The 17,913-nt window shown below is 34.6% G+C and carries 16 protein-coding genes and 1 pseudogene; 12 read left to right on the forward strand and 5 right to left on the reverse strand.

Annotation, left to right across the window (positions count from 1 at the left end; all coding sequences use genetic code 11):
- Positions 1 to 72 precede the first annotated feature (72 nt).
- The 3 genes and pseudogenes from RTP99_RS27845 to RTP99_RS12055 form a co-directional block, all read right to left on the reverse strand.
- Positions 73 to 813 (reverse strand): methyl-accepting chemotaxis protein, encoded by a 741-nt coding sequence (locus RTP99_RS27845; protein WP_373696332.1) that lies wholly within the window; start codon positions 811 to 813, stop codon positions 73 to 75.
- 63 nt (positions 814 to 876) lie between these two features.
- Positions 877 to 1,374: pseudogene (locus RTP99_RS27850) on the reverse strand (protoglobin family protein); the annotation flags it as partial.
- A gap of 129 nt (positions 1,375 to 1,503) precedes the next feature.
- Positions 1,504 to 2,136, reverse strand: coding sequence for a trimeric intracellular cation channel family protein (locus RTP99_RS12055; protein WP_000924376.1), 633 nt, complete (start codon positions 2,134 to 2,136; stop codon positions 1,504 to 1,506).
- A gap of 494 nt (positions 2,137 to 2,630) precedes the next feature.
- Between RTP99_RS12055 and RTP99_RS12060 the strand changes: the two genes are divergently transcribed.
- The 8 genes from RTP99_RS12060 (at position 2,631) to RTP99_RS12095 (ending at position 12,143) form a co-directional block, all read left to right on the forward strand.
- Entirely contained in the window at positions 2,631 to 4,103 is a 1,473-nt protein-coding gene (locus RTP99_RS12060) for an O-antigen ligase family protein (protein ID WP_000880773.1), read from the forward strand.
- 95 nt (positions 4,104 to 4,198) lie between these two features.
- Positions 4,199 to 5,308, forward strand: a complete 1,110-nt coding sequence (locus RTP99_RS12065; RefSeq protein ID WP_001221235.1) for a glycosyltransferase family 4 protein — start codon at positions 4,199 to 4,201, stop codon at positions 5,306 to 5,308.
- A 21-nt stretch (positions 5,309 to 5,329) separates the two neighbouring features.
- Positions 5,330 to 6,070 (forward strand): WecB/TagA/CpsF family glycosyltransferase, encoded by a 741-nt coding sequence (locus tag RTP99_RS12070; RefSeq protein WP_000290759.1) that lies wholly within the window; start codon positions 5,330 to 5,332, stop codon positions 6,068 to 6,070.
- A gap of 293 nt (positions 6,071 to 6,363) precedes the next feature.
- Positions 6,364 to 7,563: an MFS transporter gene (locus RTP99_RS12075; protein ID WP_000521111.1), complete on the forward strand. Its 1,200-nt coding sequence runs from the start codon at positions 6,364 to 6,366 to the stop codon at positions 7,561 to 7,563.
- A 266-nt stretch (positions 7,564 to 7,829) separates the two neighbouring features.
- Positions 7,830 to 8,546 (forward strand): LytR/AlgR family response regulator transcription factor, encoded by a 717-nt coding sequence (locus RTP99_RS12080; RefSeq protein ID WP_000698249.1) that lies wholly within the window; start codon positions 7,830 to 7,832, stop codon positions 8,544 to 8,546.
- A 121-nt stretch (positions 8,547 to 8,667) separates the two neighbouring features.
- Positions 8,668 to 10,743: a carbon starvation protein CstA gene (cstA, locus tag RTP99_RS12085; protein WP_001261204.1), complete on the forward strand. Its 2,076-nt coding sequence runs from the start codon at positions 8,668 to 8,670 to the stop codon at positions 10,741 to 10,743.
- Positions 10,736 to 10,939, forward strand: coding sequence for a YbdD/YjiX family protein (locus RTP99_RS12090; protein WP_000919824.1), 204 nt, complete (start codon positions 10,736 to 10,738; stop codon positions 10,937 to 10,939). Before cstA ends, RTP99_RS12090 begins: the two co-directional genes overlap by 8 nt.
- Before the next feature lie 145 nt (positions 10,940 to 11,084).
- Positions 11,085 to 12,143, forward strand: a complete 1,059-nt coding sequence (locus tag RTP99_RS12095) for a GGDEF domain-containing protein (RefSeq protein ID WP_000910188.1) — start codon at positions 11,085 to 11,087, stop codon at positions 12,141 to 12,143.
- A gap of 83 nt (positions 12,144 to 12,226) precedes the next feature.
- On the opposite strand, the gene pdxK is transcribed toward RTP99_RS12095, so the two are convergent.
- Positions 12,227 to 13,051, reverse strand: a complete 825-nt coding sequence (pdxK, locus tag RTP99_RS12100) for a pyridoxine/pyridoxal/pyridoxamine kinase (protein ID WP_000174248.1) — start codon at positions 13,049 to 13,051, stop codon at positions 12,227 to 12,229.
- Positions 13,052 to 13,186: 135 nt separating this feature from the next.
- Between pdxK and RTP99_RS12105 the strand changes: the two genes are divergently transcribed.
- From RTP99_RS12105 to RTP99_RS12115, 3 genes are all read left to right on the forward strand, one after another.
- The gene (locus tag RTP99_RS12105) at positions 13,187 to 14,758 is read left to right on the forward strand and encodes a GAF domain-containing sensor histidine kinase (RefSeq protein WP_000485090.1); all 1,572 of its coding nucleotides are present in this window, start codon (positions 13,187 to 13,189) and stop codon (positions 14,756 to 14,758) included.
- A 20-nt stretch (positions 14,759 to 14,778) separates the two neighbouring features.
- On the forward strand, positions 14,779 to 15,426 hold the full coding sequence (locus RTP99_RS12110; protein WP_000695782.1) for a response regulator: 648 nt from the start codon (positions 14,779 to 14,781) through the stop codon (positions 15,424 to 15,426).
- A 189-nt stretch (positions 15,427 to 15,615) separates the two neighbouring features.
- Positions 15,616 to 16,242, forward strand: a complete 627-nt coding sequence (locus tag RTP99_RS12115; RefSeq protein ID WP_000246724.1) for an FMN-dependent NADH-azoreductase — start codon at positions 15,616 to 15,618, stop codon at positions 16,240 to 16,242.
- Between the two features lie 61 nt (positions 16,243 to 16,303).
- Here the strand turns inward: RTP99_RS12115 and RTP99_RS12120 are convergent, their stop codons facing one another.
- Positions 16,304 to 16,975: a transcriptional regulator YeiL gene (locus tag RTP99_RS12120; protein ID WP_000868835.1), complete on the reverse strand. Its 672-nt coding sequence runs from the start codon at positions 16,973 to 16,975 to the stop codon at positions 16,304 to 16,306.
- A gap of 106 nt (positions 16,976 to 17,081) precedes the next feature.
- Between RTP99_RS12120 and RTP99_RS12125 the strand changes: the two genes are divergently transcribed.
- On the forward strand, positions 17,082 to 17,777 hold the full coding sequence (locus RTP99_RS12125) for a YjjG family noncanonical pyrimidine nucleotidase (protein WP_000760168.1): 696 nt from the start codon (positions 17,082 to 17,084) through the stop codon (positions 17,775 to 17,777).
- Positions 17,778 to 17,913 lie beyond the last annotated feature (136 nt).

Genomic DNA, 17,913 nt, shown 5'->3' on the forward strand with positions numbered 1-17,913 from the left:
TTGGATTCTTTTTTTTGATGGAAGATGAATACTAAGAGCTAGTAGAGATAAAAAATCTCTACTGTAATCGCTCTATCGGTTCAGTTCTAGTTGTAAACTATCAGCTGTTAGAGCCATTTTTGAGGAATCGTCTTGAATTCCTTTCATTACTTGTGAAATGGTTTCTAACTCATTTTCAATTTTTTTATTCTGTTCTTTTGAGTTAGACATGTCTTTTACGATTTCTTGGAAGTATTGATCCGTTGCAGACATACTATCAGTTCCTTCAGATACGAGAGAGCTAATTTGTTTCACGGAAGAAGAGACACGAACAATCTGTTCATTTGTTTTTTCAACGAGCTTTGTAACGTTAAATATAGATTCTTTCGTTTGCTCTGATAACTTTCTAATTTCTCCAGCTACAACAGAAAAGCCTTTGCCAAATTCCCCAGCACGCGCAGATTCAATTGCAGCGTTTAGTGCGAGTAAATTTGTTTGCTCGGCAATTGATTTTACAATATCTATAATTTCGTTAATTTTGTTAGAAATATCGAGAAGTTCATGTGTATCTGTAATAATCGTTTCCATGTTCGTTTGAATGTATTCCATTCGTTTATTTTGCTCATTTAATTGTTCTTTACCTTTATTTGCTTTTTCTTCTGATGTTGTAGCTAATGACGTACCTATTTTAGCAATTTCTACAATCGTTTCAGATTTAGCGGTTAACTGCTGAATAGAAGCACTTGTTTTTTCAGATACAGATGCTAGTTCTGTTGCAATATGCGTAATGGTCATAGCTGTTATTTCTTTTTCTTTTTCAAGTTCTTTTTGCATTCTTTCATATTCAGATTCATAAGACGCAATAACGAGTTCTTGTTCAAGAGTAAGTAATTTGTTTATTACGTTTATAGAATAAGAAAAATCGTCAATTGTTGTAATTTTCGTTTTTAAAATCTTCATGATAGAGCGGAATAATTCTTGATAAGCGGCAGTATACCATTTTCTATGTAACCCAATTTGTACATGTCTTTTTGCAATTCTAACACGTTGTTCAATAAAGTTTTCATGCATATCTCCGCTAAATAATTCTTTTATATGTGTTTTTAAAGTTTGCTTTAGTTTTGGAATAGAGCTATAACGTTCGATAATCGTAATTAAATTAGGCTGTTTTGTAATATTGGAATAGAATTTTTCAGTAATCCAATCAATTTCTTCATAAATAAAAGGCTGTAGTACCTTTACGATTTGTAAATCTTCTTTTGAAATATGTAGCATATCCATTTGAATTTTCAGTTCAGAATTAGTAGGAACGTTAAAAGTGATTTGTTGATTCTTACTTAATTCAAGTATACTTACGTTTGTTGTATTGTTATGTTTTTTAAAAACCCCAAGCATCGTTCTTCCCCCTGTTTGTAAAGCGTTTTCATTTTTGGTTCTAATATAATTATATATATTTATATACAATTACTCTATATTAGTGTGTAGAATAGTATATAAATTAAGAGAATTCCATATAGAATTCTCTTAATGACCTTTATTAATTTTAGCATGTGTTTTAAAGAAAACTGGGAAATGTACATTATATATGACAGTGACAACACGAATAATGAATGTTACTAATAAACAAACATAGAAAGCCAATACGTGTGCCCCCATTGCATATGTGATTAGGAAACTAATTGCCCCTAAAATAGAAGCGATGGCGTAAATTTCTTTTCGGAATACGTAGGGGATATCTTGAGCGCAAATGTCACGCAAAATACCGCCTCCAATACCTGTAATGACTCCCATTGAAACAACTAAAAATGAGGCGTCAACATGATGTGACATTGCCGCATTTGCACCAATAGCTGTAAAAACGCCTAAGCCAACGGCATCAGAAAGCATAATAACAACTTGAAGTTTATTGATACGCTCAAAAAACATACAAGTAAATAATGCTGATAATACGCTTACGAAAAAGTAAATGGGTTTAACAAATGCGACGGGAGGCAGGTTACCGATCATAATATCACGAATAATACCGCCGCCGAGCGCAGTAGCTACAGCTAAACAAAGGACACCGAATAAATCTAAATCTTTTTTTAAACCAACTAATGTACCAGAAATGGCAGCGGCGATAATGCCAAGAAACGTAAATATATCGATTAATAACATGGCCTTAATCCCTTCCTCTTAAAGATGTTCCAGAGAAAAAATATACACTAAAGTATTGGAAATAACAATTACTTTTCGCTACATGTAGAAAAACGGATAAAATACATAAAGAAAGCGTTTGAAAATGTTTGGAAAATAGCTATAAAGTAATTTGAAAAAGATATGAAAAGATTAATTTTACATTTTTTTGGCGTTACCTATTTGGTAAAATGTTACAATTATAGGTATGTTGTTTACATCTATATAAAATGATAAAAAAATATGTATATACTGACAAAAATAAGGGGATGGTTGTTAGATAGCCTTTGTAAAAATAGGGAGTATAGCGAAAGGACAGTAATTTCTATTACTGATTAATACTTGTCCTGGCTAGTTTTAGCTGGAAAAATAGTTCTCGATTTGAATATGAGTTATGTTATAATTGCTAGGTGTGTTTGAATGATAAAAAATTATGATTAAAAGATAATGTTAAGATTTTGTATGGAGGTCTTGGAATGTTAGCAAATCAAGCTAGGGTTAGATTTGAGCGTTTTTTGCTCTTTTTTATTATTTTACAGCCTGTTTTAGATTTATTAACGTCTCTTAGCATCACTTTATTAAAGTCAAGTGCTACCGTTGGAATTTTAGTAAGATTCCTTATTATGGCTGTGGGTAGTATTTACATTTTAATTCAGGCAAAAGAGAAGGGAAATAGAAAGTTTTTAATTTATCTTATATTACTAGCCGGAGTTTTAGGGGTAGGATTTATTAATAACAAACTAGTTAAGAATCCTATTGTACTTGGTGAAGAAGTTAAATTCGTTGCGAAAGCGTTATATATATATATCATGCTGGGATCATACATTTTAGCTTTAAAATCATTGAAAAAGAAAGTTAATATTAGTGATAAGGTTCGAAATAGTATTGTATATTCTACATTAATCATTAACGCAATTATGGTTATTTCTATTTCAACATCTACTGACTTTGGTAGTTATGAATGGATGAAGGTGGGTTCTCGAGGTTGGTTCTATGCAGGGAATGAACTAGGTTCAATCTTAGCCATTATTTTCCCTATTGTGGTACTATATTCTATTCAAAAAACAAAGAGCTGGAAACACGTTTTATATTGGATTCCATCGCTTTTAATGATTTACTCATTAATTCAGGTCGGTACGAAAGTAGGAATGGGCTCAATTGGTGCTACGTTAGCGGCAGCAATCGGGATCATTGTACTACAATTATTATTTGATAGAAAAAATCCGAACAAAAAATCCCTTGCGCTTAATGCAGTAATTGCTATTGTCCTATTAGCTGGTGTAGTTGGAACGTTTAAACAAACGCCATTAGCACAAAATATGGGCATTCACAATAACTATTTATCAGAGCAAAATGTGGCACAGCAAGGTCAAAAAGAAAAAGAAATTAAAGAGAAGCTGAAAAAAGAGCAAGAACTTAAAGCAAAAGAAGAAAATCATCATAAAGTTGAAAAGCCAGAAGAAAAGGCAAAGATAGAAGAGGAAGTTAAGAAAGAGCTTGAGAAAGAGCAAAAGAAAGAAAATCAAGAAAATCTTATTTTCAGCGGACGTCAAGTATATGAAGAAAGACATAAGCAGTTCTTTAAAGAAGCGCCAACGTCACAAAAGTTATTAGGAATGGGTTATGCAGGTAATTTTAAATATAATGAACAAAAGCAGCCAGATCCAAAGCTAATTGAAATGGACTTCCACGATTGGTTTTATGACTTTGGGATTATTGGTTTTGCATTACTAATGATTCCATTTATTTATTACGGCTTAAGAATCCTACTAGTATTTATTACAAGGTTTAAAGAGATATTTAATATAAAATATGGAATGATTGCAGCAAGCTTATTGTTAGCATTAGGTATTGCTTATATTGCAGGACATATTTTAACAGCACCAGGAGTTGGGATTTATTTTGTAGTGGTGTTAGCTTATCTAATTGTAGACTTAGAAATTGAATGATCAAAATAAAAGCTAACTTTTGTTAGCTTTTATTTTTTAGTACAGTAAAATAAAGATAGATGGAAATGTAGCGAGGATTTAAAGGAGGAAAAAATATGAGGATATTGCATATGAATGCAGGAGCAGAAGATGGGGGAGGGAAAACACATATTATTTCACTTCTCGATCAGTTTCCAACTGGTGAAGTAGAATTAGCGGTATTTGAAGATGGAATTGTTGCGAAAGAAGCAAGAGAGTTAGGGATAAAAGTCCATGTGTTTTCACAAAAATCCCGCTATGATTTATCTATTTTAAAGAATATAAGCGAATTCATTAATAATGAAAAATTTGATATAGTTCATACGCATGGTCCTAGGGCTAATTTCTATGTTTCTTTAATGAAAAAGAGAATAACGGCAAAATGGGTAACGACTATTCATAGTGATCCATTTGAAGACTTTACTAAACAAGGCTTAAAAGGTTGGATTTTTACGAAATTAAATTTGAAAGCCTTAAAAAATGTAGATTTATTTTTTGTTGTAACAAATAGATTAAAGAAAAGTTTAGCTGCTTTAGGTATTTCTAATGAAAAGATGCATGTTATTTATAATGGAATTGAATACGATAAGGAAAAAGCAGAAGGTTATAATAAAAAAGAAATGTTCAATATTGATGAAGATGTATTTACGGCAATCCAAGTAGCACGATTGCATCCTGTGAAAGGACATGAAGTTCTATTTGATGCGTTACAACGAACAAAATTAGAGAAAATTAAAGTATTGTTAGTTGGCGATGGCCCGTTAGAAGAAAATCTAAAGTCATTGGCTACTGAAAAAGGGATTAATAATAAAGTTGAGTTTTTAGGGCATCGTCAAGATGTAAAACAATTATTTGCGTCGTCACATGTGAATTTATTAACCTCCCATAGTGAAGGGTTCCCACTAGTTTTATTAGAAGCGGCAAATCAACGCGTACCATCAATTGTGACTAGGGCTGGAGAAATTGAACCATTAATTGTAGATGAAACGTACGGATGGATTGTGCCAACAGATGATGGAAGGGCATTAGCATTAGCTTTAGAAGAAGCGTATGATAAGTGGAAAACTGGAGAATTAGTAGCAATGGGGAAACATATTTATGAGCATGCTATTATGAACTTCTCACTTCAAAAACTATATGAAGATACAAAGGAAACATATAAGCAATTAATAGCGAAAAACTTGTAATGATAGAGAGGATAGTTAACTATGGCAGTACAAACAGTTGATATTCTAGGCGTTCCTTTTTCTACAATGACAATGGATGAAACGGTCCAATATTTAAAAGAACAACTAGAAGTGGAGCGAACACATACTTTTCAGGTAGTAACAGCAAATCCTGAAATTGTTATGTGTGCAAAAAAGGATGAAGCATTCCATCAAACATTATTAAATGCAGATTTAATTACACCTGATGGTATTGGAGTCGTAAAAGCAAGTGGTATGTTAGGTACACCTGTAAAGGAACGTGTAGCAGGTTTTGATTTAATGTGTAATTTACTTGCGGCGTTATCAGAAGACAATAAACCAGTATCAGTTTTCTTATTAGGTGCAAAACCGCATGTTGTACAAGCTGCAGCAGATCATTTAACGAAGACGTATTCAGCTGTATCTATTGTGGGTATACAAGATGGGTATTTTAAACAAGAAGAAGAAGAAAATATTGTTTCTCGTATTCAAAAGGCAAAACCAGACTTATTGCTTGTTGCACTTGGTTTCCCGAGACAAGAGAACTTTATCCAAACGAATAAGCATCGTTTAGAAACGAAAATGGCCGTTGGAGTAGGCGGAAGTTTAGATGTATGGGCTGGAGAGGTAAAACGTGCACCAAAATGGATTCAAGCGATCCATTTAGAGTGGTTTTATAGATTGTGTAGCAATCCAACGCGTTGGCGTCGTCAGTTAGTATTAGCGGAATTTTTAAAAGAAGTCATGCGTTCAAAAAAGTAGCGTTCTATCGCTACTTTTTTATTTGTCCATTTTTAATAAAGTGCGTTTTTATTCATCTACTACCGATTGCGGACACTCACTAATCGGGTGTTTAATGGCCATGGTTTTTTTATCTATCTCTCTTTGCTTCAGCTGAATTTTGAGGTGAGGGGTCTTACTGCCCTCAAATAGTCGGATAAGTATTTTACTTTTTGGGAATGATGAAGGAGAATTTTTTACACGAAAGTATTTTACTTATACAATTCACACATGTAAAATGATGTGTAAAGACAGCTGTGTAAGGAGGACTTCTTGTGGGCAAGGTGAAAGAAATTTCGAAGCGAAAGCTACTTAGTATAGCGGGGCTTGGATGGTTATTTGATGCAATGGATGTTGGAATGCTTTCATTTGTAATGGTAGCGCTGCAAAAAGATTGGGGATTAAGTACCCAAGAAATGGGCTGGATAGGCAGCATTAATTCAATTGGTATGGCGGTCGGGGCGCTCGTTTTTGGAATACTATCAGATAAAATAGGGCGAAAATCAGTCTTTATTATTACATTATTATTATTTTCTATCGGTAGTGGTTTAACGGCTTTAACGACGACACTTGCTATGTTCCTTGTTTTACGATTTTTAATTGGTATGGGGCTTGGTGGAGAACTTCCAGTTGCTTCTACATTAGTATCGGAGAGTGTTGAAGCACATGAACGTGGCAAAATAGTTGTGCTATTAGAAAGTTTTTGGGCAGGTGGATGGCTAATCGCAGCTCTTATCTCGTATTTTGTTATACCGAAATATGGTTGGGAAGTTGCGATGATATTGAGTGCGGTTCCGGCGCTATATGCTTTATATTTAAGATGGAATTTACCGGATTCTCCAAGATTCCAAAAGGTTGAAAAAAGGCCATCCGTTATCGAAAATATAAAGTCAGTTTGGTCTGGGGAATATCGTAAGGCAACAATTATGTTATGGATTTTATGGTTTTCTGTTGTTTTCTCCTATTATGGCATGTTCCTTTGGTTACCTAGTGTAATGGTATTAAAAGGATTTAGTTTAATAAAAAGTTTCCAATACGTACTTATTATGACGTTAGCTCAATTGCCAGGTTATTTCACAGCTGCTTGGTTTATTGAACGTCTTGGTCGTAAGTTTGTTTTAGTTACGTATTTAATTGGTACAGCTTGCAGTGCTTACTTATTTGGAGTAGCAGAGTCATTAACGGTATTAATCGTAGCAGGCATGTTACTATCATTCTTTAATTTAGGTGCTTGGGGTGCATTATATGCTTATACACCTGAACAATACCCAACAGTTATTCGTGGTACAGGTGCAGGGATGGCGGCAGCATTCGGTCGTATTGGTGGTATTCTTGGACCGCTATTAGTAGGATATTTAGTTGCTTCACAGGCTTCACTATCACTAATATTTACGATTTTCTGTGGATCAATTTTAATAGGCGTATTTGCTGTAATTATACTTGGGCAAGAAACGAAACAACGAGAATTAGTATAAGGTTAAACTTTAATCGGTAAGTGATCTCAATTATTGGTCCGTACCAATTATGTTTTAGAGTAGTAAAACTAAGAGCTCATGTTTTCTCATTCAGTGGGTTTTACTGCCTACAAATAACGGAATAAAAGGGCAGGGGGAACCATGATGGTTCCCTTTTTTCTGTTTTTTTAGATAAATAATGGTATAGTAAGAAAAAGGGAATGTTCCTTATAAAAGCGAATGTATACAACAGGACATACGGACAAAAGAATTAGGTGGTTGAAGAAATGAAAATTTTACTGATCATGGAAGATGCAGAAGAGCGAAGAAGTTTAGCTGAAAAATTTACTGAAAATATAAGGAATGTAGAATGTTTTGAAGCAAATACAGGAACAGAATCATTATTTATGATGAAGAAGCATACACCAGATTTTGTTTTTTTAAATTCAAAATTACTAGATGGAACGGGTTTTGAATATGCGAGTTTATTACGGGAAGTAAATTGTTATACGAAATTTATTTTTATGGGTGAAGATATAGAAGAGTCCATTACAGCATTTCGTTTTCAAGCAGTTTATTATTTACTACGCCCATTCCGCGAGGAAGATTTGCAATTCCTTTTATATAGAATGGCTAAAGAGCAAGGTGAGAAAGCAAAGAGCTATTTGCGTAAACTACCGATAGAAGGTCAAGAGGGGATTCGGTATATTTTCCCTGAAGATATTGTATATGTAAGCAAAAATAAGGAAAACAAAACAGTTTCAATTTATACAACAAATAATCAGTATATTTCAACATATACACTCCAGGAGCTAGAAAATAAGCTAAATGCATATGATTTTTTACGGGTGCATAAAAGTTATTTAATTAATATGTCATATGTACAAGAGTTAAAGCCTTACTATAATGGCACATATAATCTGTATTTAGATAAATATGATGAGCAACCGATTCCAGTAAGTCGTAATTATGTGAAACGACTTCGAAATAAAATTGAATTATAGCAGATAATGCGAATTTTTTAACATGATAAACTAAAAATCCTTCATGATAGGGAGGATTCAAATTAAATATTCAGAAAATTTAGTACAATCCCACTAAGAAATAGTATTGGGGGGATTGTATGTGAGAACAGTGAAGTCAATTTTACTTTGGGGAGTTATTGCAGCAGTAGGAGCCGGTGCTTTTGGTGTAATAGCTTTATCACAAGGTGAAACTATTAATGCTGTATGGCTCTTAGTAGCTGCGGTATGTGTGTATGCAGTTGCTTATCGCTTTTATAGTAAATTTATAGCGAGAAAGGTATTCGGTTTAGATAATAATCGGCAAACGCCAGCTCATACATTAAATGATGGAAAAGATTATGTTCCGACAAATAAATGGGTATTATTTGGGCATCATTTTGCAGCAATCGCTGGGGCTGGGCCTTTAGTAGGACCGATTTTGGCGGCACAAATGGGATATTTGCCAGGGACAATATGGATTATTGTAGGGGTAGTTGTCGCTGGAGCTGTGCAAGATTTTGTCATTTTATTTGCTTCGATGAGACGTAATGGTAAATCTCTCGGTGAAATGATTAAAGATGAGATTGGTCCTGTTACAGGACTTATTGCAATGATTGGTATTTTAGGCATTATGATTATTTTATTAGCAGTATTAGCATTAGTAGTAGTAAAGGCGCTTGTCGGAAGCCCTTGGGGAATGTTTACGATAGCAGCGACGATTCCTATTGCTATTTTAATGGGAGTATATATGCGCTACATTAGGCCTGGACGGGTTGGTGAAGGGTCAGTAATTGGAATTATCCTACTTATACTGTCTCTTATTGGAGGGCAGTATGTAGCGGAAAATCCAGCGCTTGCAAGCATGTTCACGTTTAGCGGAGAAACAATTGCTATAATGCTTATTGTATATGGGTTTATCGCATCGGCATTACCAGTTTGGATGCTTTTAGCACCACGTGATTATTTAAGTACATTTTTAAAAGTCGGAACAATTGTAGGATTAGCAATCGGTATTTTAATTGTAGCACCAGATTTACAAATGCCAGCAGTTTCGAAATTTATTGATGGAACTGGTCCTGTGTTCTCTGGAAACTTATTCCCGTTCTTATTTATTACTATTGCTTGTGGTGCAGTGTCTGGATTCCATGCTCTTGTTTCATCAGGTACGACGCCGAAGATGATTGAGCAAGAGGGACACGCACAGCCAATCGGTTATGGAGCAATGTTAATGGAGTCGTTTGTAGCGGCGATGGCGATGATTGCAGCTTGTGTATTAACACCGGGAACGTATTTTGCAATTAATAGTCCTGCAGCACTTATCGGTACAGATGTCTCGCAGGCAGCTCAAGTTATTTCCTCATGGGGATTTGCTATTACACCAAATGAACTAAAAGATCTCGCTGTAAACGTTGGAGAGCAAACGATTTTATCACGTACAGGTGGTGCACCAACGTTAGCGATAGGTATGGCATATATTTTCTCACAAGTAATAGGTGGAACGGCCATGATGGCATTTTGGTATCATTTTGCGATTCTCTTTGAAGCACTATTCATTTTAACAACAATTGATGCTGGAACGCGTGTCGGCCGATTTATGATTCAAGATATTTTAGGGCATGTGTATAAGCCATTTGGGAAAACGGATTCTACATTCGCGAATGTAATAGCTACAACGTTATGTGTATTAGGATGGGGTTATTTCTTATATCAAGGGGTAGTTGATCCACTTGGTGGAATTAATACATTATGGCCACTTTTCGGTATTGCAAATCAAATGTTAGCAGGTATTGCATTATTACTTGGAACGACAATTTTATTCAAAATGGGAAAAAAGGTATATGTTTGGGTGACGCTTATTCCAACTGTCGGATTGCTTATTGTAACGATGACAGCGGGTTATCAAAAACTATTTCATGAAAACCCTAAAATAGGATTTCTATCCCACGCAAAGGTGTTTCAAGGAGCATTAGATGAAGGGAAAGTGTTAGCGCCAGCTAAAAATGTTGCCCAAATGAAGCAAATTATTTTCAATGATTATATTGATGCGGCACTTTGTGGGATTTTTATGATCGTTGTAATCGCTGTATTAATTTCTGCAATTCGAATTTGGATTCAAGTATTAAGAAATAAGCCGATGCCGCTAAAAGAGGCACCATATATCCCTAGAGATGAAAGTGAGTCGAGGAACTATGCTTAAAAGACTACGGCAAGTATGGGGACAAAGGAAACACTTTATTAGCTTACTTGTTGGGGTACCAAGCTATGAAACATATGTAGAGCATATGAAAAAGCATCATCCAGAAGAAGAAGTTGTATGTCAAAAACAATTTTTTGCAGAAGCGCAAGAAGCAAGATTTAATGCAAAGGGCGGAAAAATCTCGCGCTGTTGTTAGTGAAAAGGACGAATTTTCGTCCTTTTTATTTTTTGCTGTTTCACGTGGAACAGCAAAAAATAAATAAAAATCTTTGGGAATTATAGGTATTTCGTATACAATAAAATAAGGAAAGGGATAGATAGAAAAGTAGGGAGATTATTTTATGTTAAAGGACTTATTTGTAAACACAACCATTATTCTTTCCTTTATTTTTATTGGAGGTCAGCTTTTAAGAGATAAACCGTTAGAAGAAGGGTTCTCTTTTTGGCAGAAATGTGTAGTAGGTATTCTTACTGGAATATTAGGTATATTACTAATGTATTTCGGTGTTCATGTTGGTACCATCCTATTGGATTTACGCTACTTAGCTGTTATTCTGGCCGTTATAATTGGTGGCCCAATAGCGAGTACTATAGCTGTTAGTATGATTTTAGTAACTAGGTTAGTATTTATGGATTATTCATTAGCTTCTCAAGTAGCTTTTTATACAATTATTGCGATAGGGATAGGTAGTATCTTTATTTCGCGTCTAAAACTTTCTCTAGGAGAAAAATGGGTATGGTTACATACATATATTTTATCTATTCTAATTCCCTCACTATATATATGGTTAATCAAAGATATTCACATAGTGGGATTATATTTGGTTTCTAGTATTATTACAGGCTATATAACATTTATAAGCGCAAATTATGTATTACAATCCAATGAGTTATTTCAAAAGATGAAGCAATATGCAACGATAGATGCATTGACAGGTTTAGGAAATGTAAGGCAGTTTGATTTAGAAATGAATCATCATATTGGTAATAAGCGTATGAAAAATGATTCACTTTGTTTACTACTTATAGATATTGATCATTTTAAGTGTGTAAATGATACGTATGGGCATCCTGCAGGAGATGAAGTGTTAAAACAAATAGGTAGTATTTTAAGGGAAGTTTCACCGTTCCCAAATTTGTCCTTTCGAAAAGGTGGAGAAGAGTTCGCGCTTTTGATACCAAAGAAGGGATTAGCTTACGGAATGCATACGGGGGAAAAAGTTCGCACAGCTGTTGAAAACCATTCATTCGAATTGTTAAATGGAACAAAAATAAAAATTACAGTTTCAGTAGGCGTTTCAGTATATGAAGAATCACCAGAGCAATTTATTCAAGCTGCCGATGATGCATTATATTACTCCAAAAGAAATGGTAGAAATCAGGTTAGTTCCGCATCTTAAAGATAGGATGACCAGAAGAGCTTATAAATAAAAACACCCACAGAGAGGGAAATACACACTCTGTGGGTGTTTTTATTTATAAGTTAGACAAGCTCTTTTGATGCAACGAATTTACGATATGCACCGTGATGTGTTGGGCCTACGTATTCGTTGATCTTGAATGAATAACGGATAGCAGCTGTGATAAATTCTTTAGCAGTTTTTACTGCTTCTTTTACAGGTTTTCCTTTTGCAAGTTCTGCTGTAATTGCAGCAGAATATGTGCAACCTGCGCCGTGTGTATTTGTCGTATCAATTTTTTCTGATTCTAGAATGTCGAATGTCTCTCCATCATATAGAACGTCGATTGCAGTTTCGGTACCAAGCTTGCTACCGCCTTTAATTAGGACATACTTCGCACCTAAAGCATGGATTTTTTTCGCTGCTTCTTTCATGTCTTCAAGAGAATTAATCTTTACGCCACTTAATTGGTAAGCTTCAAATAAGTTTGGTGTGACAACTAATGCCTTTGGAACAAGAACGTCACGTAAGCAATCATTCGTTTCAGGATGTAATGCTTCATCAGCCCCTTTACATACCATAACAGGGTCAACTACTACATTTTTGAAATTATGTTTTTCGATTGTTTCTGCAACCATTTCAATAATTTCTACTGATCCAAGCATACCTGTTTTTAAAGCATCTACGCCAACTCCCTCAATTGTCGTTTCTAATTGTGGTTTTAATGTAGAAGCTGGGATTGGGAATACGTTATGTGCCCAACCGTTATGTGGATCCATCGTTACGATTGTCGTAAGAGATGTCATTCCGTACACACCAAGTTCTTGGAATGTTTTTAAATCTGCTTGTATACCAGCACCGCCACTTGTGTCAGAACCAGCGATAGTAAGTGCTTTATTTAATGTCATTATGAAAAGCCCCCTCAGGTGATATAATGAAAACTATGTTTTCACCATTATATCAATGTTACGAATAAGTACAAAGTGAAAAGTAGATGATTTATGTTAGGAACTATGTAAAATCTTGTATGTAGGAGACGAATTATGTTTCAAGAGAATCGTACAAATGAATTAGTTATATTAAAAGAGATTGCAGAAACACTAAATACATCAAATGATACATATCATGTATTGCAAGCAGTACTAGAAAAATTGCTGAGTGTAACAGGTTTAACGACAGGATGGATATTTCTTGCGGATGAAGATGGTAGGTATACAAAATTAATTGATTATCAATTACCAGAGGCACTTACATATGAAAACAAACGTCCGATGTGTGAAGGGGAATGTTGGTGTTTACGTGGCTTTGTTGATGGAAAATTAGAACGAGCTGTTAATATTATTGAATGTAAAAGAATTAATAATGCAATTGAATATAATTGGGGAGATACAGAAGGAATTCTTCATCATGCTACGGTTCCTTTAAAGGCTGGAGGAGAAAAATTTGGTTTGTTAAATGTGGCAAGCCCAGGTAAAACACATTTTTCAGAAGAAGAATTAGTATTGCTTCAATCAGTTGCCTTCCAAATTGGAACGGCTTTAAAACGAGCAAAGTTATATGAAAATGAAAAGCGAAGAGCACATTATTATGTGAAATTAGAACGGTTCATTCAAGTTTTAAGAACGATTCATCAATTTAATATATTGCCTGAAAAAGTTGTAGATCAATTAGGTGAAGTGTTTCAGTGGAATCAAGTCGCATTCTTTATTAGGGAAGAGAAAGAATTATCCTTGCGGGCATCTTATTGCCAGGAAGAATTGCAAGAGGATATAAAAAAAGCAGCGAAAGAAGCATTAGAAAAAGGTGAACCTATGTTATTAAATCATCAAGTCAGTCATAAGGTAGCCTCTAATAGGACGGTTATTGCTACACCAATACAGATTCAAACTCACATATTTGGTGTTTTATGTGTTAGTTCAAATAATGGTGAATTTGATGTGAATACGATAGATGTACTTCAAGCAATTACAAATCATATTTCCTTCGTGATAGAAAATTTAAGGTTAAATGAGCAACGGCGTGAACTTGTACGAATGGAAGAAAGAAATCGGTTAGCAAGGGATTTACATGATTCCGTCTCACAAAAGCTATTTTCGTTAACCTTTATGACAAAAGGCGCTGAGGCAGTTTTAAAAGGTCAAAATGAAAAAGTGGATCGATCTTTGCATGATATGCGTGAACTAGCGCAAGGAGCTTTAAAAGAAATGAGGACGTTAATTTGGCAACTACGTCCAGCGGGTTTAGAGAAAGGGTTATTACCAGCTTTAAAGCAATATGGTGAAAGTTTGGGATTGAAAATTCGGGAACAAGTTACAGGTGTCCGTGATTTACCACGTGTAGTAGAGGAAGCGCTATGGAGAATTGGACAAGAAGCTTTAAATAATGTAAGTAAGCATGCGAATGTTAGAGAAGCGACGATTTATTTCAAAGTGACGGAGAAGAATGTATCATTAGAAATAGTAGATCAAGGAAACGGCTTTGTAGAAAAGGATATAAAAGAGAAGAAATCACTTGGCATGACTACGATGCGCGAAAGAGTAGAATTAATCGGTGGAACAATTAAAGTTGTAAGTGATAAAAAAAGAACAAGTGTAAAAGTAAACGTACCATTATGATGTGAAAATGAGGGAAGTTTGTGAAAATAAAAGTATTGTTAGTGGATGATCATACAGTCGTTTTAAAAGGATTAGCATTTTTCTTAAGTACACAGGAAGATATAGAGTTAGTTGGAGAAGCAAGCAATGGGAAAGAGGCACTAATAAAAGTAGGGGAGACGAATCCTGATGTTGTACTAATGGATTTATATATGCCCGAAATGGATGGTGTTGAGGCGACAGCATGTATTAAAAAAGAATATCCTGATGTGAAAGTAATTGTATTAACTAGCTTTTCTGATCAGGCGCATGTGTTACCAGCATTAAGGGCTGGAGCAAGCGGGTATATTTTAAAAGATGTAGAACCGGATCAGCTTGTTGAGGCTATTCGAAGTGCATATAAAGGTAATATTCAATTACATCCTGATATAGCAAATGCTCTTCTCTCTCAAACATTACCTGTAGAAGAAAAAGAAGAAGAGCCTTCGATTCAAGTGGATGTGCTAACAGCGAGAGAAAATGAAGTATTGCAGCTATTAGCGAAAGGGATGAGTAATAAAGAAATCGCTTCTGTTTTAGTTATTACAGAAAAAACGGTAAAAGCTCATGTAAGTAGTATTTTGAGTAAGTTGAATTTATCTGATCGTACGCAAGCGGCATTATATGCAGTGAAAAATGGAGTTGTATAAGACGAAAGTCGTAAGACCTAGTTCGCCTTTAGAAGGTGGACTTTTTTTATGGAAAAATACGTCTATGTGAGGACGAAATTGTCTTGATATAAAGATAAAATATGTTTGTAAGCAACAAAACAACAATTACAAGGGATACCTTTTTAAAAGCATATAACAACATAAGAGTGAGTAGTAGGAGGAAAAACAATGGCAACAGTTTTATTTGTAAAAGCAAACAACCGCCCAGCGGAACAAGCAGTTAGTGTGAAATTATACGAGGCATTTTTAGCGAACTATAAAGAAGCACATCCAAATGATACAGTAGTAGAACTTGATTTATATAAAGAAGAATTACCATATGTAGGCGTAGATATGATTAATGGTACATTCAAAGCAGGTAAAGGATTTGATTTAACTGAAGAGGAAGCAAAAGCAGTAGCAGTTGCTGATAAGTATTTAAATCAATTCCTAGAAGCTGATAAAGTCGTTTTCGGTTTCCCATTATGGAACTTAACGATTCCAGCAGTATTACACACATATATTGACTATTTAAACCGAGCTGGTAAAACATTTAAATATACGCCAGAAGGCCCAGTTGGTTTAATTGGTGATAAGAAGATTGCATTATTAAACGCGCGCGGCGGTGTATATTCTGAAGGTCCAGCAGCTGAAGTAGAAATGGCTGTTAAATATGTAGCAAGCATGATGGGCTTCTTCGGTGCAACAAACATGGAAACAGTAGTTATTGAAGGACATAATCAATTCCCAGATAAAGCAGAAGAAATCATTGCAGCTGGTCTTGAAGAAGCAGCTAAAGTAGCAAGTAAATTTTAATTGAAAATAAAATCGTCACTCAAAAAAGTAGCATTAACAGATAAACGTTAATGCTACTTTTTTATATTTTAAGTTCGTCAGCTAGTTTTTCTAACTGAATTCGATCTTGTATGTAATAGGTTCTTCCATCTTTCCGTAAGTAATTTTGTTGGCAAAATTGGTTTAATACATATAAAAGGTGACGGTAGCTAACATTTAAGTATTCCGAAACCTCGGTATGTTTTTCTATATAACTGTTATTTTGTTCTGTTAATAGAATAAACGCCGCTAATCGATTTTCGAACGGATAACTATTATTTTTAGCATAACTTTCTGTTCGGGTAATGGTTTTCTCACCGATAAATTTGCATAGTTTCTGTAGAAAGGTAGCATCTTGTAACAAAAGATGCTGACAATCCTTAAGAGGAAGCGCTAAGCATATACAATCTTCAATTACTTCCACCGTTTTCGTAATAGATTCTACGCCAATTAATCCTAATTCCCCAATGAACGAAGGTGCCTGAATAAAGTTAATCAAGGAGACCTTTCCGTTTTTGTGACTCATATATATTTTTGCTTTCCCAGCAATTAAGTAATAAAGATAAGGAACATCGACCCCTTCATTACATATCTTTTCTCTTTTCTGAAAGGAATGTAGTTCAGCATACGGTAAGATATCAAAAGAAAAAAGAGTATGGAAATTGTAAGTTTGTATGTAATGAGAGATTTCTTCGCTATTTCTGCTGACTTTCATGTTTTCACCTCATGTTTAGTATGAGATATCTCCTATTATTTTTACAAGAAAGAATGATACGATTTACTTAAATTTGTTTTTGTAGAAAAGAGAGTGTGAAGGGCTTATGAAAAAATATAAAACATTATTATTCGATGTAGATGATACATTGTTAGATTTTCAAAAGGCAGAAAAATCGGCATTACGTATGCTTTTTGAAGAGAAAGGGATGTTTCTAACTAGCGAAATTGAAGCGCAATATAAAAAAATTAATAAAAGTCTTTGGACTGCTTTTGAAGAAGGTGAAATAAGTCGTGATGAAGTTGTAAATACACGATTTTCAATTTTGTTTAAAGAATACGGGGAAGAAGTAGATGGGATATTATTCGAAAATAATTATCGCAGTTACTTAGAAGAAGGAAATCAGCTCATGGAAGGTGCTTTACAATTTATAAATCAAATTCAAAGTGAGTACGATTTATATATAGTGACAAACGGTATTTCTAAGACGCAAGATAAACGATTACGTAATGCAGGGTTACATGCCTTGTTTCAAGATATTTTCGTTTCTGAAGATACAGGTTATCAAAAGCCGATGAAAGAGTATTTTGATTATGTTTTTGAAAGGATCCCTAACTTTGTTCCTGAAGAAGGGCTCATTATTGGGGATTCGTTAAGCGCTGATATGAAAGGTGGATATGTAGCGGGAATTGATACTTGTTGGTTTAATCCAGAAAAGAAATGTAATAATAGCGAGATTGTGCCAACATATGAAGTGCAAAATTTTGAAGAGTTATACGCGTTATTGAAGCAACATGTGTAATGAGAATAGGCAGTGGAACTTTCGTCTCTACTGCCTATTTTTTATTGGTAGTTTCATTATGTTTTGGAAGTAGAAATGCATTTCCGATAGCACCTGCTCGAATCGTTTGTAATAGTAAATTAAGTGAAGGTTTTAA

Source organism: Bacillus sp. (in: firmicutes) (genome assembly GCF_031983925.1).
Taxonomy (GTDB): Bacteria; Bacillota; Bacilli; order Bacillales; family Bacillaceae_G; genus Bacillus_A; species Bacillus_A pacificus.